Here is a 19,110-nt window from a genome sequence, read left to right as displayed (position 1 = left end):
TTCCCGATACCGAGCCCGGGACGAGCCGGGAGAGAGGAGCCGGACATGCCGGCCACCGACGATCCCGCCGTCAGCGTCTGCTTCGTCGTCACCATCGACGACATCGAGCTCGGTTCGTTCAACAGCTGCCAGGGCCTGGGTGCCGAGGTGGTGCTGGAGCCGCGCGAGGAGGGCGGCAACAACCACCACATCTGGCAGCTTCCCACGCGGCTGAAGTACCCCAACGTGAAGTTGTCGCGGCCCCTGACGCGCGACACGGAGAAGGTGGCCCGCTGGTTCGCCTCGATGACGACGGGCTTCAGCCGCAAGACGGCGCACATCGAGGCGCGCACGGGTGACGGCCAACCCGTCGCCAGATGGGGGCTGTTGGAGGTGGTGCCGGTGCGCTGGACCGGGCCCGTGCTCAACGCGGAGCAGCCGAAGGTGGCCGTCGAGACGATCGAGATCGCCCACCACGGCTTCGTGATGGAGGGCTGAGGGATGAGCACGCCGGTAGCGTTCAGCGCCGCCGCCTCGGGTGGCGGCGCCGCCCGTGCGGGAGGCGGGAGGCCCAAGCTCGAGCACGCCTACCTGGAGCTGCGTACGCCGCCGCCCGGCGGCAGCCTCACGCCTGGCGGTCCGTGCGGGCGCATCGACTTCCAGTTCAACCCCAAGGAGTTGAGCCTGACCAAGGCTGCGGCGTGGAAGCGCAGCCCGGCCAAGGGGGCGAAGAGCGCCGGCCCTCCGGAGTACCAGGGGCCGCAGCCCAGCAAGCTCACGGTGGAGATGTTCTTCGACGCGAGCGACACGCAGGACAGCAGCGTCGTGAAGTCGGTCGAGCAGCTCTTCGCCTGCTGCGTGCCGACGAGCGAGACGCGGCAGCAGCAGCGTTCGTCGCCGCCGTGGGTCGTCTTCCACTGGGGCGGCCTCACCGGCTTCCCCGGGTACGTCAGCCAAGTGCAGGTGAAGTACACGCTGTTCACCACGTCCGGGGTGCCGATCCGGGCCGTGTGCCAGGTGACGATGGAGGAGATCACCGGTGAGACGCCCGGCCAGAACCCCACTTCGGGCTCCCTGCACGCGCGGCGCGTGCACCGGGTGCAGACGGGTGACACGCTGGCGCATCTCGCGTGGCAGGAGTACGGCGATCCGACGGCCTGGCGCGTGATCGCCGAGGCCAACGGCATCGACGACCCGATGCGGCTGGCCGGTGGGCGGGAGCTGCTGCTGCCGGCGCTGGACGAGTTGGACCGCCTCCAGTCCGCGCCGCACCCTCCGGAGGTGCTCCGGGAGCGCGGTCAGGGAGCCGTGACGGGACGTCCGGGAAACCCCGCCCTGCCTCCGGGGGGCTCTGCGCCGTACTCCGGCACGGCCCTCGGCACCGGCACCACGGGGCGGTGAGGCGGGGTCATGGCCGGACAGAGCGTCGCGAAGTCGGTGGTGGTGGAGTTCGAAGGGCGCGCGCTGCCATCCGCGTTGGCGAACACCCTCGTCGAGGGGTACGTCGACGACAGCCGCACGCTGCCCGACCTGTTCGTGCTCCGCTTCCGCGATCCGAGCCGGACGCTGCTGGAGAAGGCGGGCGTCAAGGTCGGTACGCGGGTGCGGCTGCTGGCCAGGGCGGGAAGCACGTCGACGCAGCCGCTGCTGACGGGCAGCGTCACCGCTCTGGAGCTGGAGATCGACGACACCGGGACGTTCACGGTGGTGCGCGGCCTGGACGAGTCGTACCGCCTCTTCCGCGGCCGCCAGGTGGCCAGCTACCAGAACATGACGCTCTCCGACATCTGCGCCCGCGTCGCGCAGCGTGCGGGGCTCAAGCCCGGCAAGGTCGACGTCACCGGGCCCGTGCGCGAGCACGTGGCCCAGCCCAACATCTCCGACTGGGAGTTCCTGCGTGCTCTCGCCGAGGAGGCGGGGGCGCAGATGTACGTCGCCGACGGGCAGGTGCACATCACGAAGCCCACCGAAGCGGCCGGCGCGCCGGGCGTCTCGGCGCGGGCCGCCCGCGAACCGCTCGTGCTGGAGATGGGCGACAACCTGCTGCGCTGCCGGGCGGCGGTCTCCGCGGCCGAGCAGGTCTCGACCGTCGAGGTGCGGGGCTGGGACGTGAAGGCCAAGCAGGCCCTGGTGGGGCGGGCGCCCGCGGGCAGGACCGGCACACTCGAACTGGGCGTGACCGCCGCGCAGGTCACCGAACCGTTCGGAGAGGCCGGTTTCGTCGTCAGCGACGCCGCGTACGGCACGCAGGCCGAGGTCGACCAGGCGGCGAAGGCCGTCGCCGAGCGCATCGCCGGCTCCTTCGCCGAGCTTGAGGCCGTCGTCCGCGGCAATCCGCAGGTGCGGGCGGGCGGAGCGGTCACGCTGGCCGGAGTCGGCGCGCCCTTCGAGGGCCGCTACACCGTGACCTCCTCCCGCCACGTCTTCGACTCCCGGCGCGGCTACGAGACATGGGTGACGGTCTCCGGCCAGCAGGAGCGGACTCTGTTCGGCCTCACCGGCAGTGACGGACGGGGGCCAGCGGGCGGGGCACGCTGCACGGGCCTGGTGAACGGCACGGTCACCGACACCAAGGACCCGGAGGGCCTGGGCAGGGTCAAGGTCCGCTTCCCGTGGCTGTCCGACGAGTACGCGAGCGACTGGGCCCGTACGGCGCAGGCCGGCGGCACGGGCGGCGGCGAGGCGTTCATCCCGGAGGTGGACGACGAGGTGCTGGTCGGTTTCGAACAGGGCTTCCTGGACCGCCCGTTCGTCCTGGCCGCGCTCTACAACGGGCAGGACAAGCCCGGCGGCGGAGGAGGGGCGGGCGCGGGAGGAGGTGGCGGCGGCGGTGCGGCGGCCGCCGGGGGTCCCGGCGGAGCGGGAGGCGGTGCCGGGAGCGAGGACGGCGAGTCCGTCGACCCGACGACCGGCGCGGTCAACAAGCGGGCGTTCGGCTCCAAGAGCGGCAACAAGCTGGAGGTCCTGGACGCCGCCAACGGTGCGCAGGGCGTGCGGCTGGTGACGGGCGACGGCAAGCTGAAGCTGGCTCTGGACCGCAAGGGCACGACGATCGTCCTGCACAGCGACGGCACCGTCCAGATCGACGCGAAGGAGAAGGTGTCGATCGAGGCCGGGAACGGAGTCGCGCTCGACGCGGGGGACGGCGCTCTCGAACTCTCGGGCGGCTCCGTGAAGTTGACCTCGCGTGGCGGCGTCGACGTCGACGGCGGCAGCGGCGGCGTCAAGCTCACGACCGGCGGCGCCATGGAGGTCAAGGGTGACCGGGTGACCGTGTCCGGCGACACCCGTACGGAGGTCAGGGGCGGTCAGACCGTCACCGTCAACGCGCCCATGGTGCGCCTGAATTGAGTCCCTGAACCGATACCGCGAGCCTTTCGGGCCCGGCCGGGCCCGCGCGGGAGTCCCCGGGGACGCCGTGCGAAAGAACAGGAGGAGAGCCAGTGCCGCAAGCCGCACGCGTCGGCGACCCCACGGGGCACCCCGGCACCGTCGGTCCCCCCGGCGTTCCCAGCGTGCTCGTCGGCGGCAGGCCCGCCGCGACCGTGGGGACCTCGCACCAGTGCGCGTCGCCCGCCGCTCACCCGCCCGGTCCCCTTGTGGGGCCCGGGAGTTCGAGCGTCCTCATCGGCGGCAAGCCCGCGGCACGCGTCGGCGACAAGGCCGGCTGCGGCGCCGCCGTCACGTCCGGGTGCCCGACCGTCCTGATCGGAGGGTGAGGTGGCGCAGCAGTTCGTCGGCCGCGGCTGGGCGTTCCCGCCCCGTACCGACGCGACCGGAAGCATCGCCCTGGTGGGGGGTGACCGGGAGATCGAGGAGGCCATCAGGATCGTTCTGGGCACCTCGCCCGGTGAGCGGCCCATGCGGCCGGAGTTCGGCTGCGCGCTGGGCGAGTACGTCTTCGCTCCGGCCGACGCGGCCACCGCCGGGCAGCTTTCGTACGAGGTGCGGCTGGCGCTGGAGCGCTGGGAGCCCCGCATCGAAGTGGCGGACGTGGCCGTGCGGTTCGACGCCGCGGACGACGGAGTCCTGTACATCGACATCAGCTACGCGGTGCGCGGCACCAACGATCCGCGCAACCTCGTCTTCCCGTTCTATGTGATCCCGCAGCGCGAGGAGGGCGGAGCATGACGCTCCCCAGTCCCAACCTGGACGACCGGCGCTTCCAGACCCTGGTCGACGAGGCGAAGCGGCTGGTGCAGCAGCGCTGTCCGGAGTGGACGGACCACAACGTCTCCGATCCCGGGGTGACGCTGATCGAGGCGTTCGCGTCGATGGTCGACCAGCTCGTCTACCGGCTCAACAGGGTTCCGGACAAGAACTACCTGGCCTTCCTCGACCTGATCGGCGTCCGGCTGTATCCGCCGACCGCGGCACGTACGGACGTGACGTTCTGGCTGTCCGCCCCGCAGCCGGAGCCGGTGCGCGTCCGCGCGGGCACGGAGGTGGCGACGCTGCGCACCGAGACGGAGGAGGCGGTGGTCTTCACGACCCGGCGGGACCTGTCGGTGGTGCCGTGCTCGTACGCGAACCTGGCGACGTCGCCCGGCTCCGGACGGCCCGCCGACCGTTCGGAGGAGCTGACGCTCCAGCGGGACGTGACGTGCTTCCAGGCCGCGCCCGTGCCGGGCGACTGCCTGTACATCGGCCTGTCCGGTCCTGTGCCGGGCTGCGTGCTGGTGCTGCGGCTCGACTGCCGCGTGGAGGGCGTCGGTGTCGACCCGCGCCGGCCGCCGCTGCTGTGGGAGGCGTGGGACGGCGAGAACTGGGCGCCCTGCGACGTCGACAAGGACGACACGGGCGGCTTCAACAAGGCGGGCGAGGTCATCCTGCACATGCCCGCCACGCACGGCGTCACGACGGTCGCCGGCCATGCGGGCGGCTGGGTCCGCTGCCGCCTCGTGGAGGCGGTCGAGGGACAGCCGACGTATCTGCAGTCGCCGACCGTGCGGGGCGTGACGGCGTTCACCATCGGCGGGACGGTCGAGGCCGCGCACGCCGAGACAGTCCACGAGGAGTCGCTGGGGCTGTCGGAGGGGGTGCCGGGGCAGCAGTTCCACGTCGCCCGGCCGCCGGTGGTGCAGGACGAGGAGCCGTTCACCGTCGAGGTGGCCGAGGGCGAGGGCTGGGTGGAGTGGACGCGCGTCGACAGCTTCGCGCACTCCACGCCCGCCGACCGGCACATCACGCTCGACCCCAACTCGGGCCGCGTGGAGTTCGGTCCGGCCCTGCGCGAACGGGACGGCAGCCTCCGGCTGAACGGGGCCGTGCCGCCCAAGGGGTGCCACGTCCGGGTGCGCCGTTACCGCACGGGCGGCGGGAGTCCGGGCAACGTGGCCCGCGGTGCGCTGCGGGTGCTGCGCAGTTCGCTGCCCTACGTGGCGCGGGTGGAGAACCGCCGTCCCGCCCTGGGCGGTGTCGACGGGGAGAGCATGGACAACGTCCGCGTGCGGGGCCCCATGACGCTGCGTACGCTGCACCGCGCCGTGGTTCCCGCGGACTACGAGCAGCTCGCCGCGGAGGTCGCCCCGGACGCCGCCCGCGTGTGCTGCGTCCCGGTGGGCGCCGCAGGCGCGGACGGGCCGGACGGCCCGCAGGGCGGCGAAGCCTCCGGTCAACAGGGCGGCGGCGTAAGGCTGCTGGTGGTCCCGGCCGGCAGCAGCGACGCGCTGGGCCGTATCGAGTTCGGGCAGCTGAAACCGCCGGAGGACACCCTCGCCACGATCGCCGCGCATCTGGAGTCGCGGCGGCCCATCGGCGCCCGGCTCGTCGTGGGGCCGCCGTACTACCAGGGCGTCACGATCGTCGCCTCCGTCCAGGCGGTGCGGGGCGCCTCCCACGAGAGGCTGCGCGACGAGGCGCTGGCGGCGCTGTACGGCTACTTCAACGCGCTCACCGGAGGTCCCGACGGTCACGGCTGGCCGTTCGGGCGTCCGGTGCACTCCGGCGAGGCCTTCGCGGTGCTCCAGCGGGTGCGGGGCGTCGACCTTGTGGAGGACGTGCGGCTCTTCCCCGCCGACCCCGTCACGGGGGAACGCGACGAGGCCACCGACAAGATCACCCTCGACCGGCACGCCCTCGTCTTCAGCTACGAGCACCAGTTCCGCGTACGGGAGGCCTGACATGCGCGCCTCCGTCCCCCGGCTGCCGACCCCCTACCCGCTGCTGAACCAGCTTCCCGCCCTGTACGTGGAGGACGACTTCCTCCAGCGCTTCCTCAGCGCCCTGGACGAGGTGCTGGCGCCGGTGCTGCTGACCCTCGACAACCTCCCGGCGCACCTGCACCCCGTCACCGCACCGGACGACTTCCTCACGTGGCTGGCGAGCTGGGTGTCGGTGGAGGTCGACGAGGAGCGCCCGCTCACCCAGCGGCGTGCCGTGGTCTCCAGCGCAGTGGTACGGCACCGGAGGCGAGGCACGAAGGAGGGCCTCGCTGCCGCCCTGCGCGTCGAGACCGGCCTCGAACCCGAGATCGCGGAGAGCGGCGCGTGCACGTGGTCGGCGGACCCGGACGTGGAGCTTCCCGGTGACGAAGTCCCGTGGGTGCGCGTGCGGTTGACGACACGGGAACCGGACCGGATGGACCGGGCGCGGCTGGAGAAGCTGATCACCGCCGAGGTTCCGGCGCACGTGCGGTACGAGCTGGAGATCCTGCCCGAGACGGAGGGAGCGGGACCGTGACGACCTGTCCCGAATGCGGCCGGAACAACCCGCCGGACACGCAGTTCTGCACGTCCTGCCAGGCGTTCCTCGGCTGGGACGACGAGGACGGCCAGGCCGGACAGGGCGCGCAGGGCGGACAGCGGCCGCGGGGGCGGCCCGGCCCGTCCGGCGAAGAGCCCCCCGGCGGGCCTCCCGGCTCACCGGATCCCGTCGCCTCTCCACCCCGCGCCCCGGAAGAAGGGAACGAGAGCGGACGACCGCCCGGCGCCAACTGGCCGGAGAACGCGGTCACTCCGCCCCTGCCGCGGCGCGCCCCGGACGCCGCCCCGGGAACCTCCCCGCCCGCAGCGCCCCCACCCCCGGCACCGCCGGCCCCTCCGCCGACCCCTCCGGCGGTCCCGCCTGCCGCGGCACCGGAGCCGGCGGCGGCCGCGCCCCGCCGCCCGGGCGACGAACTCACCGGCGGCACGGGCCCCCGCCACCACGAGGAGCCGCCGCCCGCTCCCCCTGGCACGCCTTTGCCGCAGCCGCCGCGAACCACCCGTACCTGTCCCCGCTGCCGCACGGTGAACCCCGGCGACCGCAGGCTCTGCCTCGGCTGCGGCAGCGTCCTGGGCCCCTCGCGGACCGCGGGAGCGCCGCCGGATGCCGGGGAACTCCCGTGGTGGCGGCGGCTGTTCGGCGCACGCTCGGAGCGCCGCCTGGCGGCGGGCAGCCGGCCGCGGCATCGCGTGATGTCCCGCCCGCGGCTCGCTCTGCCTCTGGTGCTGCTGCTTCTCGCGTGCCTCGCGTGGATCTTCCGTGCGGAGCTGGCCGGGGCCTTCGACTTCGCCCGGCAGAGCGCGGGCAAGCCGGAGGCGCTGCAGGTGGTCCGGCCCACCGCCTCCAGCTCCGCACGCGGCCACGCCCCGGCCGCCGCGTTCGACAAGCTCAGCAACCGCTACTGGGCCCCGGAACGGGCCGGCACGTTCACCGGCCACTACGTGCGCGCGTCGTTCGAGAAGCCGGTCCGCCTGACCAAGTTGCTGATCACGCCGGGGACTTCGGCCAAGCAGGACGAGTACCTCAAGGAGGCGCGGCCCTCGCATCTCACGCTGACGCTCCACGAGGAGTCCGGCGAGCGGTCCACCAAGCCGATCCGCCTCAAGGACCAGGCGGGCGACCAGAGTTTCGACGTACGCGGCTCGGACGTCGTACAGGTCACCGTCGCGGTCGAGGACGCCTACGGAGCACGCCCTGGACGGCGCCCCGCGATCGCCGAACTCGAGTTCTTCGGGCACCGCTGAGACAGCGGCGCCCTCGACTCGCGGGCTGCCACGGCTGTTTCAGCGGCGCCGCGCCGTGTAGTGGTCGGCCACGACGCGGTCCATCGCACCGATCTTGTCCTCGCCGACCTCCTTCGCGGAGAAGAAGACGTGACCCCGCACCTCGGGCAGCGGCTTGCAGAGCGTGAGGTGCCGCGACAGCTCAGCGGGATCCTGCCAGGCCTCCGGCTGCGCCGGGTCGCCCGCCTTGTACAGCGCCTCACCGAGGTACAGGCGGGTGCCGGTGCCGCGTACGGTCTCCGCCCACCAGGGCGCCAGCTTCGCGTAGTCGGCGTCCTCGAAGCCCATGTGCCAGTAGATCTGCGGGAGGATGTAGTCGATCCAGCCCTCCCGCACCCAGCGGCGGGTGTCCGCGAAGTTGTCGTCGTAGCTCTGCACCTGCGCGGCGGTGTCCGAACCGGCGGGATCGCTCGTCTTGTTGCGCCAGACCCCGAAGGGCGAGACGCCGAACGGCAGCCGGGGCTTGACGCGGTGCACGCGGTGGGCGAACTCCCTCACCAGCAGGTCGATGTTGTTGCGGCGCCAGGACGCGAGGTCGGGGAAGTCCTTGCCGTACTGCTCGAAGGCGTCGCTGTCGTCGAAGGTCTCGCCGGGCACCGGATAGGGGTAGAAGTAGTCGTCCCAGTGGACGGCGTCGATGTCGTAGCGCACCACCGCGTCCAGCATGGCGTCCTGCACGAAGCGCCTGACCTGCGGCAGCCCGGGGTTGTAGTAGAGCTTGCCGCCGTAGGGGACGACCCACTCCGGGTGCCTGCGCGCGGGGTGGTCGCCGACGAGCTTCCCGGGATCGTCGTGCAGCGCGACGCGGTACGGGTTGAACCACGCTTCGACGGCCAGGTCCCGCCGGTGCGCCTCGCGGACGGCGAAACGCAGCGGATCCCAGCCCGGCTCCTTGCCCTGCGTGCCGGTCAGCCACTGCGACCACGGTTCGTAACGCGAGGGCCACAACGCGTCAGCGGTCGGGCGGACCTGCAGGTAGACGGTGTCGAGGCGGCGGCGGCACGCCGTCTCCAGATGGCCGACCAGCTCCGCCTGCTGCTCCTTCGGGGAGAGGCCGGCCTCGCTCGGCCAGTCGCGGTTGTCGACGGTCGCGATCCACATGCCGCGTACGTCGCGGTGGCCGCCTCCGTGGCGGGCGCCGCCGCTGAGCCGCTTGCGGTCGTAGGCCGCCGCGCGGGCGTTGGTCGAGCCGGTGGCGCCCCACAGCGTCCCGGCCGCTCCCGCCGTGCCCGCGGCGAAGCTCCTTCGCGTGATCCGTCGCATCCCTATCCCCCTGCGTCCTCGTCGCTCTGCCGTCCGGTGAGCCGCGGTCCCTGGCTCCATGGTCCCTCGCAGCGGCGGAGACCAATTCGCCGATGCTGTCGCGCTGACCGCGTACGGACAACCCCCCGCGCCGGTCGCCCCCGCTCCACGATGACCGGACGTGGGGGGTAACGTCGAGCGGCATACGGGGCTCTGAGGGGACGGCCGCGCATGCCCGCGCCGCCCCGGACCACTGGATCAGCGAAAGGCACGAGGTGACGGACATCGAACGCGTCGGAGTGGTGGGCTGCGGCCAGATGGGCGCCGGCATCGCCGAGGTGTGCGCGCGGGCAGGTCTGGACGTCATGGTCGCCGAGACCACGGGCGAAGCGCTGGAGCTCGGCCGCACCCGGCTTGTGAACTCCCTCGGCAAGGCCGCACAGCGAGGCAAGATCACCGAGGAGGAGAGGGACGCCACGCTCGACCGGCTCGCCTTCACCACGGACCTCGGAGACTTCGCCGACCGCGACCTCGTCGTGGAGGCCGTGATCGAGAACGAGCAGGTCAAGACGGAGATCTTCCAGGTCCTCGACCAGGTCGTCACCCGCGGCGACGCCATCCTCGCGTCGAACACGTCCTCGATCCCGCTGGTCAGGCTCGCGGTCGCCACGTCCCGTCCCGACCAGGTCATCGGGATCCACTTCTTCAACCCCGCCCCGGTACAGCAGCTCGTGGAGATCATCCCTGCGCTCACCACCAGCGAAGAAACGATCAAGCGGGCCGAGGCCGCGGTGACCGGTCTCCTGGGCAAGCACACGATCCGCGCCCAGGACCGCTCCGGCTTCGTCGTCAACGCGCTGCTCATCCCGTACCTGCTCTCGGCGATCCGCATGTTCGAGTCGGGGATCGCCAGCCGCGAGGACATCGACAACGGCATGGAGATGGGCTGCGCCCACCCGATGGGCCCCCTCAAGCTCACCGACCTCATCGGGCTGGACACCGTCGCGTCCGTCGCCTACTCCATGTACGAGGAGTTCAAGGAGCCCCTGTACGCCGCTCCCCCGCTGCTGCAGCGGATGGTGGACGCGGGACGGCTGGGACGTAAGGCCGGCGCGGGTTTCTACGCCTACAGCTGACCGCCCCCACCCCGCCGACGCCGGAAGGGCTCACGGGCACGAGCACGGCAGCCGCACCGCGACCCGTTCCCTGACGGGTCCCTGCGCCTGCCCGTGCACCCGGCACCGGTCGTTGCGCAGAGCGAGAAGCGCCACGTCGTCCGGCAGCCGGGTGCGCGTGTGGCCGAGCAGTTCGTGCCGTACGCGGCCGACGATCTCGGCCGGAGCCGCCGGGACCGGGGGTACCGCGCGCGTCCTCTCGGTGACAGCGGCACGCAGCACCTCCGGCAGCGGGAAGAACTCGCCGGACCGGTCACGGGCGTCCTCCGCCCCGTCCGTGTAGAGGAACAACGTCTCGCCGGGCGGGAGTTGGAGCCGCAACGGCCGCGGCGCCCCCGGCGGCAGCGGCAGCAGCCCGAGCGGGGGCAGCGGTTCGCCTCCCGCCACGGGTTCGACGACCGGTGCCCCGTCACGCTCCTGGGAGAGCCGGTAGGGCCACGGGTGGCCGCAGTTGAGCACCGTGACGGAGCCTTCGGTGCGGACCTCCAGCAGCAGGAGCGTCACGAACTCCTCGTCGGCGTCGTCGTATCCGCCGGCTGCCGCCGGGTCCCCGGCCCCCGGCGGCTGCGCCGGGCCCGGGGCGGCCTTCCCCGGCACGGACAGCCGGCGGCAGTTCAGATGCCGGTCGAGGGACCTCTCCAGACGGCGCAGCACCTGCGCCAGTTCGCTCTCGTCGTGCGCCGCCTCTCGGAAGGCGCCGAGCACGGCGGCGACCGTACTGACCGCACCCAGCCCGTGGCCCCGTACGTCGCCGATGACGACGCGCACGCCGTGAGCGGTGGCCGCCACGTCGTACAGATCGCCGCCGACCGCCGCGCAGCGAGCCGCGGAGAGATACACGCCCGCCACCGTGAAACCCTCGATACGCGGGGGCAGCGGCCTTATCAGCGCCTGCTGCGCGGCGGTGGCCACTTCGCGGGTGCTCGCCAGCTCGTCGGCGAGCCGCGTCCGGCGGCGCACCGCGTAGCAACTGGCCAGTGCGACGCAGAGGATGGAGGCGGTCGTCGCGGCCCGGCCGCCGAACTGCTGGTAGCCCGAGCACAGGCCGAGGGGGTAGAGCGCGAGGAGCGCGCACGCGCCGCCCAGCCAGATGCCCGACCGGCCCGCGCTGCCGGCGCAGGCGAGGGCGGGGGTCGCCGCCAGCAGCGCGAGGACGTGCGTCCCCTCGGGGAGGCTGCACTCCCACAGCATGATCCCGGCGACCCACAGGGCAGGCGCGAGACGGCCCACGAGGCGCCGGATGGAGAAGTGCCGGTGGACGCCGGGTGCCTCCGCGGCAGGCCCGGCACCTTCAGGAGTCCTGACGTCGGCGCTCGCTGCCCGGTGTGCGGTCATACGGCGGTCCCTCCGGCCTGTGCGGCGGTCGCCCGCCTCACCCGTGCTGTCGCTCGGCTCCCTCCCGCGCCCAGGGCCTGTCCGACAAATAGCGCCGTCCACCGCAGGCGGTGCTCGCGGCGGACGGCGCGTGCAGCCCCGAGGCGGAGGATCGCCCTCGTAGTGGGCTACTCGGCCGATGCGACAACGCCGGGGATGTGCGTGCCAGCCGTCGCGAGCAAGGCGAGATCTGTCAGACAGGGCCCAGGGCCTGTCTGCGATCAGCACGATGGTGGTCGAGGCCGGGAGGCGGATGCCCTGGGTCCGCGATACCTCACTCGATTGAGTGAGAGCGGGCACGCGCAGTGCGCACAGTCGTGCGAACTTCGGCGGAGGCGCCCGGACTTCAGTCCGCGCGCTCACTCCGTGCGCCCCTCGAAAGGCCGGCGGACCCGCGGGTTCGCCGCCGTGAACAGCCCCCGGATGTGGGCATGACGAGCCAGCGGTGCGCCGGCGGCCGGGTGCGGGGGTGAAGCACAGCGGCGGTGGTGCGGGGCGTCCACCTCGGGACGTTCCGCACCACCGCCGCGTCGGGCGAGCGCCGGCAGCCGGCGATCAGGGGCGTCAGCCCGCCGGAGCCTCCGACCCCGCTTCGGCGCCCCGCAGCACCGCGCCCGTACGTTCCACGGCCGCCGCGACGGCCGCGTCCCGGGCGACGGAGGCCTCCTCCGCCTTGAGGGTGCGGTCGGCAGCGCGGAAGCGCAGGGCGTACGCCAGCGACTTCTTGCCCTCGCCGAGCTGCTCACCGGTGAAGACGTCGAACAGGCGCACCGACTCCAGGAGTTCGCCCGCGCCGCCCCGCAGCGCCGACTCCACCTCCGCGGCGGGCACGGACTCGTCCACGACCAGCGCCACGTCCCGCGTCGCCACTGGGAATCCGGAGACACGCGGCGCCGGGACGACGCCGCCGCCCGCCCGGCCGAGGAGGTCCAGGTCGAGCTCCATGGCGCTGGTGCGCTCCGGCAGCCCCATGGCCTTGACCACCCGCGGGTGCAACTCGCCGGCGTGCCCCGCCAGTACCTCGGCGCCGTCGTGCGTGACGTACAGCGCGGCGCAGCGCCCCGGGTGCCAGGGGTCGTACTGCGCGTTGCGGACGGTCAGTTCCACGCCTGCCTCGCGGGCGACGGTACGGGCCGACTCGACGGCGTCCGCCCACCCCGCCACACGTCCCTTGCCCCACCAGCCGGTGGTCTCGCGCTGGCCCGCCAGCACGGTGGCGACGTGCCGCGGCTGTTCGGGAAGGGCGTTCCCGAGCGCGGCGATCTCCTCGTCGCCGGGGCGTGCGTCGACGCGCAGCCGCGTGGCGCGGGTCTCGGCGCCCGTCGGCCGGAAGACGAGGCCCGTCTCGAACAGGGCGAGACCGCCCTGGCCGCCCTGGCTGCCGCGTCCCTCGTTGCGGCGCAGCGTGGCGAGGAGCCCGGGCAGCAGCGTGGTGCGCATCCCCGGTTCCTCGTCGGAGAGAGGGTTGACCAGGGTGACGGTGCGGCGGCGCGGGTCGTCCTCGGGGAGGCCCAGCTGGTCGAAGGAGGCCGCCCCCACGAAGGGGTAGTTGAGGGCCTCGACGTATCCGGCGCCGGCCAGCGCGCGGCCCGTCCGCCGCAGCAGCCGCTGCCGTTCGGTCAGGCCCCGGCCGGCGGGCGGGCGGGGCAGCGTGGAGGGCAGGTTCTCGTACCCCTCCAGGCGGATGACCTCTTCCGCGAGGTCGTTGGGGTCCGTCAGGTCGGACCGCCACGAAGGCACGGTGACGGTCAGCTCGTCCTGCCCGTAGACGTCGCAGCCCACCTGCTGCAGCCGGCGTACGACCGCCTCCCGGCCGTAGGTGACGCCCGCGACGCGGTCGGGGTGCCCCGCGTCGATCTTGATCGTGCGCGGCCCGTGCGGAGCGGCGAACTCGGTGACGCCCGCCTCCGCGGTGCCTCCGGCCAGCAGCACCAGCAGGTCGACGGTCCGCTGCGCCGCTGCTGCCGCCGCCTCCGGGTCGACGCCGCGCTCGAAGCGGCGCGACGCCTCCGAGGAGATCTTGTGGCGGCGGCTGGTGCGCGCCACGGTGACCGGGTCGAAGTGCGCGGCCTCCACGACGACTTCGGTGGTGCCGCGCCACTCGCCGGTCGCCGGGTCCTGCTCCGGGTCGGCGATCTCGCTGTTGACGCCGCCCATCACGCCGGCGAGCCCGATCGGCCCCTGCTCGTCGGCGATGACCAGATCCTCCGGATCCAGCTTGCGCTTGCCGCCGTCCAGGGTCGTCAGCCGCTCGCCGGGCGCGGCGCGGCGGACGCTGATGTGCCCGTGCAGCCGCTCCCTGTCGTATGCGTGGAGAGGCGAACCGAGCTCCAGCATCACGTAGTTGGTGATGTCGACGGGCAGCGAGACAGGGCGCATCCCGGCCTTCTGCAGCCGCCGCTGCAGCCAGATCGGCGACCTGGCGTCGGGGCGCAGACCGGTGACCGTACGGGCGGAGAAGCGGTCGCACCCCTTCGGGTCGGCCACCTCGACGCGGAAGCCGTGCTCGTCGGGCGAGGGGACGTCCAGCAGCGCCGGGTCGCGGAGCTGCCGACCGTACGCCGTCGCGGTCTCGCGGGCGATGCCGCGCATGGACAGGCAGTAGCCGCGGTCCGGCGTGACCGCGATGTCCAGTACCTCGTCGACGAGTTCGAGCAGCTCGATGGCGTCGGCACCCGGCTCGTGCTCGGGCGGGAGGACGATGATGCCCGCGTGGTCGTCGCCCATGCCCAGCTCGGCGGCGGAGCAGATCATGCCCTCGGAGACCTTGCCGTAGGTCTTGCGGGCGCTGATGGCGAAGTCACCGGGCAGCACCGCGCCGGGCAGCACGACGACGACCTTGTCGCCGACGGCGAAGTTGGTGGCGCCGCAGACGATGTTCTGCGGCTCGCCGGCCCCTCGACCGGCCTGGCCCACGTCGACCTGGCAGTAGCGGATGGGCTTCTTGAAACCGATCAGCTCCTCGATGGCGAGGACCTTGCCGACGACGAGCGGGCCCTTCAGCCCGGCGCCGAGCTGCTCGACGGTCTCGACCTCCAGGCCGGCCTCGATCAGCTTCGCCGCGACGTCCCGGCCCGTCTCGCCGGCAGGCAGCTCTACGTACTCTCGCAGCCACGAAAGCGGGGCGCGCATCAGATCTCCATCCCGAACGGCCTGGTGAAGCGCACGTCACCCTCGACCATGTCTCGCATGTCCTCGACGTTGTGGCGGAACATCATCATCCGCTCGATCCCGAATCCGAAGGCGAACCCGCTGTACTTCTCCGGGTCCACACCGCAGGCCGTCAGGACACGGGGGTTGACCATCCCGCAGCCGCCCAGCTCGATCCAGCCCTCGCTGGAGCAGGTGCGGCACGGGCGGTCCGGGTCACCGACGGACGCGCCGTGGCAGCGGTAGCAGACCATGTCCATCTCGGCCGAAGGCTCGGTGAACGGGAAGTAGTTGGGACGCAGCCTCGTGTGGACGCCCTCGCCGAACAGCTCGCGCACCATGTGGTCGAGGGTGCCCTTGAGGTCGGCCATCGTCAGGCCCTCGTCCACGGCGAGGAGTTCGACCTGCGTGAAGACGGGGGTGTGCGTGGCGTCCAGCTCGTCGGTGCGGAAGACACGGCCGGGGCAGATGACGTACAGGGGCGGCCGGCGCTCCAGCATCGTGCGGATCTGCACGGGCGAGGTGTGGGTGCGCAGCACGACGCCGCTCTCCCCCTCCTCGTCCCCGCCGGATTCCCCGCCGTCCCCGGCGCCCTGGCCGGCCTTCACGAAGAAGGTGTCCTGCATGGTGCGCGCGGGATGGTCGGGGGCGATGTTGAGGGCGTCGAAGTTGAACCACTCGGCCTCGACCTCGGGCCCCTCGGCGACCTCGTACCCCATCGCGACGAAGATGTCCTCGACGCGCTCGGAGAACGTCGTCAGCGGGTGGCGGGCGCCTGCGGGCATGCGGTCGTAGGGCAGCGTGACGTCGACGGCCTCCTCGACGAGCACGCGCTCGTCGCGCTCGCGCTCGAGCTCCTCCTGCCGCTGCTTGAGCGCCTGCCCGACCGCCCCGCGGGCCTGGCCGACGCGCTTGCCGGCCTCGGCCTTGGCGTGCGGGGGCAGCGCGCCGATCTCGCGGTTGGCGAGGGCCAGCGGGGATCGGTCGCCGGCGTGGGCGGCCTTCACCTCACGCAGCTCTTCGAGATCACCGGCGGCGGCGACGGCGGCGAGCGCCTCGGCCTTGGCCTGGTCGATCACTTCCGGTTTGAGCGCCTCGACCTCGACAGGGTCGTAGGACTTATTGGGTGCGGACATCATTTCCCGTGCTTCCGATTGGCTTTGGCTGCGCAGAGTGCCGACAGCCGAGTCTAGAGGGGCGGGCGTGACCACTCGTACACGGATGTGATCACCGGGCGCCCTCCCCCTCCCCCGCTCGCAGCCGGGAGGGAGGCGTGCCTGCCCCAGGGGCCGGAGAAGCCCGTGTGCGCCGCTCAGGCCATGAAGGCCGGGGCGCTCACGGGCAGGGTAAATCGGAACTCGGCGCCGCCGGCGGCCGAGCGGCCCACCGTGATCGTTCCGCCGTGCGCCTCGACGATGCCCTTGACGATGTACAGGCCCAGGCCGGTGCCGCCGCGCCGGCTGCCCCGCCAGAAGCGGGTGAAGACGCGGCTCATCGACTCCTCGGGGATGCCGGGGCCTTCGTCGCTCACGGTGACTGCCGTCCCTTGCTCGTCGCTGCGGGCACGTGCGGGTGCCACATCGATCGTGACAGTTCCCTCCCCGTGGCGCACGGCGTTTTCCAGCAGGTTGCCCAGCACCTGGTCGACCTTGTCCGGGTCGGCCCACAGCCCCGGCAGCCGGTCGGCGATGCGCACGACGAAGCGGTCGGCGGAGCGTCCCGCGGCGATGTGCGCCCCGACGTGACGGCGCACGGCGGCGGCGATGTCCAGGGGCTGCCGGCGCACCTCGAGGCGCCCGGAGTCGATGCGCGATATGTCGAGCAGTTCGGCGATGAGCCGCGTGATGCGGTTGGCGTCGGCGTCGACGGTCTCCAGCATCAGCTGCTTCTGGTCGTCGGTGAAGCGCTCCCACTTGGCGAGCAGCGTCGCGGTGAAGCCCTTCACCGAGGTGAGCGGGGAGCGGAGCTCGTGGGCGACGGTGGCTATCAGCTCGGCGTGGCTGCGCTCCGCCCGCCTGCGGGCCTCCGTTCCCCGCAGGCTCACGACCAGCCGCTCCAGGGGGCCCTGGGGGCGTGCGCGTACGTACCGCGCTGCCACCAGCACCTCGCGGCCGCCCGGCAGCAGCAGGTTCCGCTCGGGCTGGCGGGTGCGGGTGGCGAGACCGCCGTAGGGGTCGGTCAGCTGCCACCAGCGCCGGCCTTCCAGGTCCTCGAGAGGCAGCGCGCTGTGCAGCGGCAGTCCGAGGGCTTCGGACGGGTCGCAGCCCGTGAGGCGTGCGGCGGCGGCGTTGAAGCAGACGACGTGCCCGGTGCTGTCGGCGACGACGAGCCCGTCGGGAAGATCGTCGGGGTGCACGGCCTGTCCCTCGCCGTAGGAGTGGCGGTTCGCGGCGGTCTCCCCGGAAGCCTGCCCGGCGGCGGGACCCGCCGGCGGACCCGGGGCCGGGTCTGTGAGGCCCCCGGTCCTCCTGCCGTGGCCGTCGGCGCCGGAGACCACCCCGCGTGCCTGGGTGCCGTACGCCCGGACGTCCATCGACGCCGCCCCCTTCTGACCACTCGCCTCCGCCCCCGGGCGAGCCACCCTACTAGGCGCTCTGCGCACTGTCCCTCCCCGTGACGTGGCATTGAAGCCGCACGCGAGCCGGGGGGAGCGCGCCAGGCGTACGAACCGGAGCGCACGCCCGCACCGTGTCTATGCCCGTGCTTCCTCGTGCTGCGTCCCCGCCCGGCACCCGCCGGGCGAACGCTGCGCGCGGGCGGAGGCGTAGAGGCAGACGGCGGCTGCGGTGGCGAGGTTCAGGCTCTCCGCCCGGCCGTGGATGGGGACCCGCACCGCCGCGTCGGCCAGAGCACGCGTCTCCTCGGGCAGGCCCCAGGCCTCGTTGCCGAAGAACCACGCGGTGGGACGGCCCATCGTGCCGGCGTCGAGTTCACCGTCGAGGTCGCGCTCCCCCGTGCCGTCGGCGGCCAGCACGCGCACCCCGGCGCCCCGCAGCTCTTCCGCGGCGGTGGCGGCGGGCACACCCACCGCCACTGGCAGGTGGAAGAGCGAACCGGCCGACGCCCGCACCGCCTTGGGGTTGTAGACGTCGACGGAGGCGTCGGTGAGGACGACCGCGTCGGCTCCCGCGGCGTCGGCGCAGCGCAGCACCGTGCCCGCGTTGCCGGGGTCGCGTACGTGCGCGAGGACGGCCACGAGGCGGGGCCGTGCGGCGATCAGCTCGTCCAGCGGGCGGTCGACGAAGCGGCAGACCCCGATGAGCCCCTGCGGGCTGACCGTCTGCGCGATGCCGTCCAGGGTCGGGCCCTCGGCGAGATGGACGCGTGCGCCGCCGGCGCGGGCCTGCTCCAGGATCTCCGGATGCCGTTCGGCGGCCTCGGCGGTCGCGAACAGTTCCAGCAGCACGGGGCCTTCCCCGCTGCCCCGCTCACCGGAGGCGGCGCTCCGTGCGGCCGCCTCGCGTACGGCCTGGGGGCCCTCCGCGAGGAAACGCCGGTCCTTGGCACGGAAGTTGCGCCGGACCAGCCGCCGTGCGGCGGCGACGCGGGCGGAGCGAGGCGAGATCGGATCGGGGGTGGTGCCCATGGGCGGCGGCTCACTTCACGGTTCGTTGCGGCTCGGCGGGCTCAGCGCACCCGCGGCGGGGGACGCACGGCCGGCCGGCGGGCGGCCACGCACAGCAGCGGACCGGCAGGCACGTGCCTGCCGGTCCGCTGCTGTGCGTCATACGCGTGCGCGGCGCGTGCTTCAGGCGGCCTTCGGAGCGTTGACGTCGCTCGGAAGGGCCTTCTGCGCCACCTCGACGAGAGCCGTGAAGGCGCCCGCGTCGTTGACCGCCAGGTCGGCGAGGATCTTGCGGTCCACCTCGATGTTGGCGGCCTTCAGACCCTGGATGAAGCGGTTGTAGGTGATGCCGTTGGCGCGGGCGGCGGCGTTGATCCGCTGGATCCACAGCTGCCGGAAGTCGCCCTTGCGCCGCTTGCGGTCGTTGTAGTTGTAGACGTAGGAGTGGGTGACCTGCTCCTTCGCCTTCCTGTACAGCCGCGAGCGCTGGCCGCGGTAGCCGCTGGCCTGCTCCAGGATCGCCCGGCGCTTCTTGTGTGCGTTCACTGCCCGCTTGACGCGTGCCACTTGATAACTCCTTGGTACACGGGGCCGGTCTGGTGGGTGGACCACCCAGCCCGAATCGATTGGGTCCCGG

At 73.0% G+C, this 19,110-nt stretch carries 16 protein-coding genes; 9 read left to right on the top strand and 7 right to left on the bottom strand.

Features of this window, described 5'->3' with window-relative positions; genetic code table 11:
• Nucleotides 1-45 precede the first annotated feature (45 nt).
• From H181DRAFT_RS18020 to H181DRAFT_RS17985, 8 genes are all read left to right on the top strand, one after another.
• A complete protein-coding gene (locus tag H181DRAFT_RS18020; protein WP_045865548.1) occupies nucleotides 46-477 on the top strand; it encodes a phage tail protein in 432 nt (143 codons plus the stop codon).
• Nucleotides 478-480: 3 nt separating this feature from the next.
• The gene (locus H181DRAFT_RS18015) at nucleotides 481-1,380 is read left to right on the top strand and encodes a CIS tube protein (protein WP_045865547.1); all 900 of its coding nucleotides are present in this window, start codon (nucleotides 481-483) and stop codon (nucleotides 1,378-1,380) included.
• Nucleotides 1,381-1,389: 9 nt separating this feature from the next.
• Nucleotides 1,390-3,330, top strand: a complete 1,941-nt coding sequence (locus H181DRAFT_RS18010; RefSeq protein WP_045865546.1) for a VgrG-related protein — start codon at nucleotides 1,390-1,392, stop codon at nucleotides 3,328-3,330.
• 92 nt (nucleotides 3,331-3,422) lie between these two features.
• Nucleotides 3,423-3,698 carry a PAAR domain-containing protein gene (locus H181DRAFT_RS18005; protein WP_045865545.1) on the top strand — a complete coding sequence of 92 codons (276 nt, stop codon included), beginning with the start codon at nucleotides 3,423-3,425 and terminating at the stop codon, nucleotides 3,696-3,698.
• Nucleotide 3,699: 1 nt separating this feature from the next.
• Nucleotides 3,700-4,110: a GPW/gp25 family protein gene (locus H181DRAFT_RS18000; RefSeq protein WP_045865544.1), complete on the top strand. Its 411-nt coding sequence runs from the start codon at nucleotides 3,700-3,702 to the stop codon at nucleotides 4,108-4,110.
• Complete coding sequence (locus H181DRAFT_RS17995; RefSeq protein WP_045865543.1) at nucleotides 4,107-6,101, top strand: putative baseplate assembly protein; 1,995 nt, start codon at nucleotides 4,107-4,109, stop codon at nucleotides 6,099-6,101. The genes H181DRAFT_RS18000 and H181DRAFT_RS17995 overlap by 4 nt, the downstream gene beginning before the upstream one ends.
• Nucleotide 6,102: 1 nt before the next feature.
• Nucleotides 6,103-6,660, top strand: a complete 558-nt coding sequence (locus H181DRAFT_RS17990) for a phage tail protein (protein WP_045865542.1) — start codon at nucleotides 6,103-6,105, stop codon at nucleotides 6,658-6,660.
• Nucleotides 6,661-7,208: 548 nt separating this feature from the next.
• Nucleotides 7,209-7,928, top strand: a complete 720-nt coding sequence (locus tag H181DRAFT_RS17985) for an NADase-type glycan-binding domain-containing protein (RefSeq protein ID WP_078895816.1) — start codon at nucleotides 7,209-7,211, stop codon at nucleotides 7,926-7,928.
• 39 nt (nucleotides 7,929-7,967) lie between these two features.
• Here H181DRAFT_RS17985 and H181DRAFT_RS17980 read toward each other — a convergent pair whose 3' ends face one another.
• The gene (locus H181DRAFT_RS17980; RefSeq protein WP_045865541.1) at nucleotides 7,968-9,230 is read right to left on the bottom strand and encodes a glycoside hydrolase family 10-like protein; all 1,263 of its coding nucleotides are present in this window, start codon (nucleotides 9,228-9,230) and stop codon (nucleotides 7,968-7,970) included.
• A gap of 254 nt (nucleotides 9,231-9,484) precedes the next feature.
• Between H181DRAFT_RS17980 and H181DRAFT_RS17975 the strand changes: the two genes are divergently transcribed.
• Nucleotides 9,485-10,345 (top strand): 3-hydroxybutyryl-CoA dehydrogenase, encoded by an 861-nt coding sequence (locus H181DRAFT_RS17975; RefSeq protein WP_045865540.1) that lies wholly within the window; start codon nucleotides 9,485-9,487, stop codon nucleotides 10,343-10,345.
• Between the two features lie 30 nt (nucleotides 10,346-10,375).
• Here the strand turns inward: H181DRAFT_RS17975 and H181DRAFT_RS17970 are convergent, their stop codons facing one another.
• The 6 genes from H181DRAFT_RS17970 to rplT form a co-directional block, all read right to left on the bottom strand.
• The gene (locus H181DRAFT_RS17970; RefSeq protein WP_074467928.1) at nucleotides 10,376-11,719 is read right to left on the bottom strand and encodes a PP2C family protein-serine/threonine phosphatase; all 1,344 of its coding nucleotides are present in this window, start codon (nucleotides 11,717-11,719) and stop codon (nucleotides 10,376-10,378) included.
• 603 nt (nucleotides 11,720-12,322) lie between these two features.
• Nucleotides 12,323-14,890 (bottom strand): phenylalanine--tRNA ligase subunit beta, encoded by a 2,568-nt coding sequence (gene pheT, locus H181DRAFT_RS17965; RefSeq protein ID WP_045865539.1) that lies wholly within the window; start codon nucleotides 14,888-14,890, stop codon nucleotides 12,323-12,325.
• A complete protein-coding gene (gene pheS, locus H181DRAFT_RS17960) occupies nucleotides 14,890-16,044 on the bottom strand; it encodes a phenylalanine--tRNA ligase subunit alpha (protein ID WP_045865650.1) in 1,155 nt (384 codons plus the stop codon). Before pheS ends, pheT begins: the two co-directional genes overlap by 1 nt.
• A 176-nt stretch (nucleotides 16,045-16,220) precedes the next feature.
• Nucleotides 16,221-17,441, bottom strand: coding sequence for a sensor histidine kinase (locus H181DRAFT_RS17955; RefSeq protein ID WP_045865538.1), 1,221 nt, complete (start codon nucleotides 17,439-17,441; stop codon nucleotides 16,221-16,223).
• Nucleotides 17,442-17,600: 159 nt separating this feature from the next.
• Complete coding sequence (locus H181DRAFT_RS17950) at nucleotides 17,601-18,494, bottom strand: TrmH family RNA methyltransferase (RefSeq protein WP_045865537.1); 894 nt, start codon at nucleotides 18,492-18,494, stop codon at nucleotides 17,601-17,603.
• Between the two features lie 162 nt (nucleotides 18,495-18,656).
• Complete coding sequence (gene rplT / locus H181DRAFT_RS17945) at nucleotides 18,657-19,040, bottom strand: 50S ribosomal protein L20 (protein ID WP_045865536.1); 384 nt, start codon at nucleotides 19,038-19,040, stop codon at nucleotides 18,657-18,659.
• Nucleotides 19,041-19,110 lie beyond the last annotated feature (70 nt).

Source organism: Streptomyces sp. WMMB 714 (genome assembly GCF_900090125.1).
Lineage (GTDB): Bacteria > Actinomycetota > Actinomycetes > Streptomycetales > Streptomycetaceae > Streptomyces > Streptomyces daqingensis.
Note: the sequence above shows the minus strand (reverse complement) of the source record. Positions and strands in the feature narration are given on the sequence as shown.

What these genes read in the sequence shown, in the direction of transcription:
- H181DRAFT_RS18020 (WP_045865548.1), top strand. Translation starts at nt 46, where the DNA reads ATGCCGGCCACCGACGATCCCGCCGTCAGCGTCTGCTTCGTCGTCACC.
- H181DRAFT_RS18015 (WP_045865547.1), top strand. Translation starts at nt 481, where the DNA reads ATGAGCACGCCGGTAGCGTTCAGCGCCGCCGCCTCGGGTGGCGGCGCC.
- H181DRAFT_RS18010 (WP_045865546.1), top strand. Translation starts at nt 1,390, where the DNA reads ATGGCCGGACAGAGCGTCGCGAAGTCGGTGGTGGTGGAGTTCGAAGGG.
- H181DRAFT_RS17995 (WP_045865543.1), top strand. Translation starts at nt 4,107, where the DNA reads ATGACGCTCCCCAGTCCCAACCTGGACGACCGGCGCTTCCAGACCCTG.
- H181DRAFT_RS17990 (WP_045865542.1), top strand. Translation starts at nt 6,103, where the DNA reads ATGCGCGCCTCCGTCCCCCGGCTGCCGACCCCCTACCCGCTGCTGAAC.
- H181DRAFT_RS17980 (WP_045865541.1), bottom strand. Translation starts at nt 9,230, where the DNA reads ATGCGACGGATCACGCGAAGGAGCTTCGCCGCGGGCACGGCGGGAGCG.
- H181DRAFT_RS17970 (WP_074467928.1), bottom strand. Translation starts at nt 11,719, where the DNA reads ATGACCGCACACCGGGCAGCGAGCGCCGACGTCAGGACTCCTGAAGGT.
- pheT (WP_045865539.1), bottom strand. Translation starts at nt 14,890, where the DNA reads ATGCGCGCCCCGCTTTCGTGGCTGCGAGAGTACGTAGAGCTGCCTGCC.
- pheS (WP_045865650.1), bottom strand. Translation starts at nt 16,044, where the DNA reads ATGTCCGCACCCAATAAGTCCTACGACCCTGTCGAGGTCGAGGCGCTC.
- H181DRAFT_RS17955 (WP_045865538.1), bottom strand. Translation starts at nt 17,441, where the DNA reads ATGGACGTCCGGGCGTACGGCACCCAGGCACGCGGGGTGGTCTCCGGC.
- H181DRAFT_RS17950 (WP_045865537.1), bottom strand. Translation starts at nt 18,494, where the DNA reads ATGGGCACCACCCCCGATCCGATCTCGCCTCGCTCCGCCCGCGTCGCC.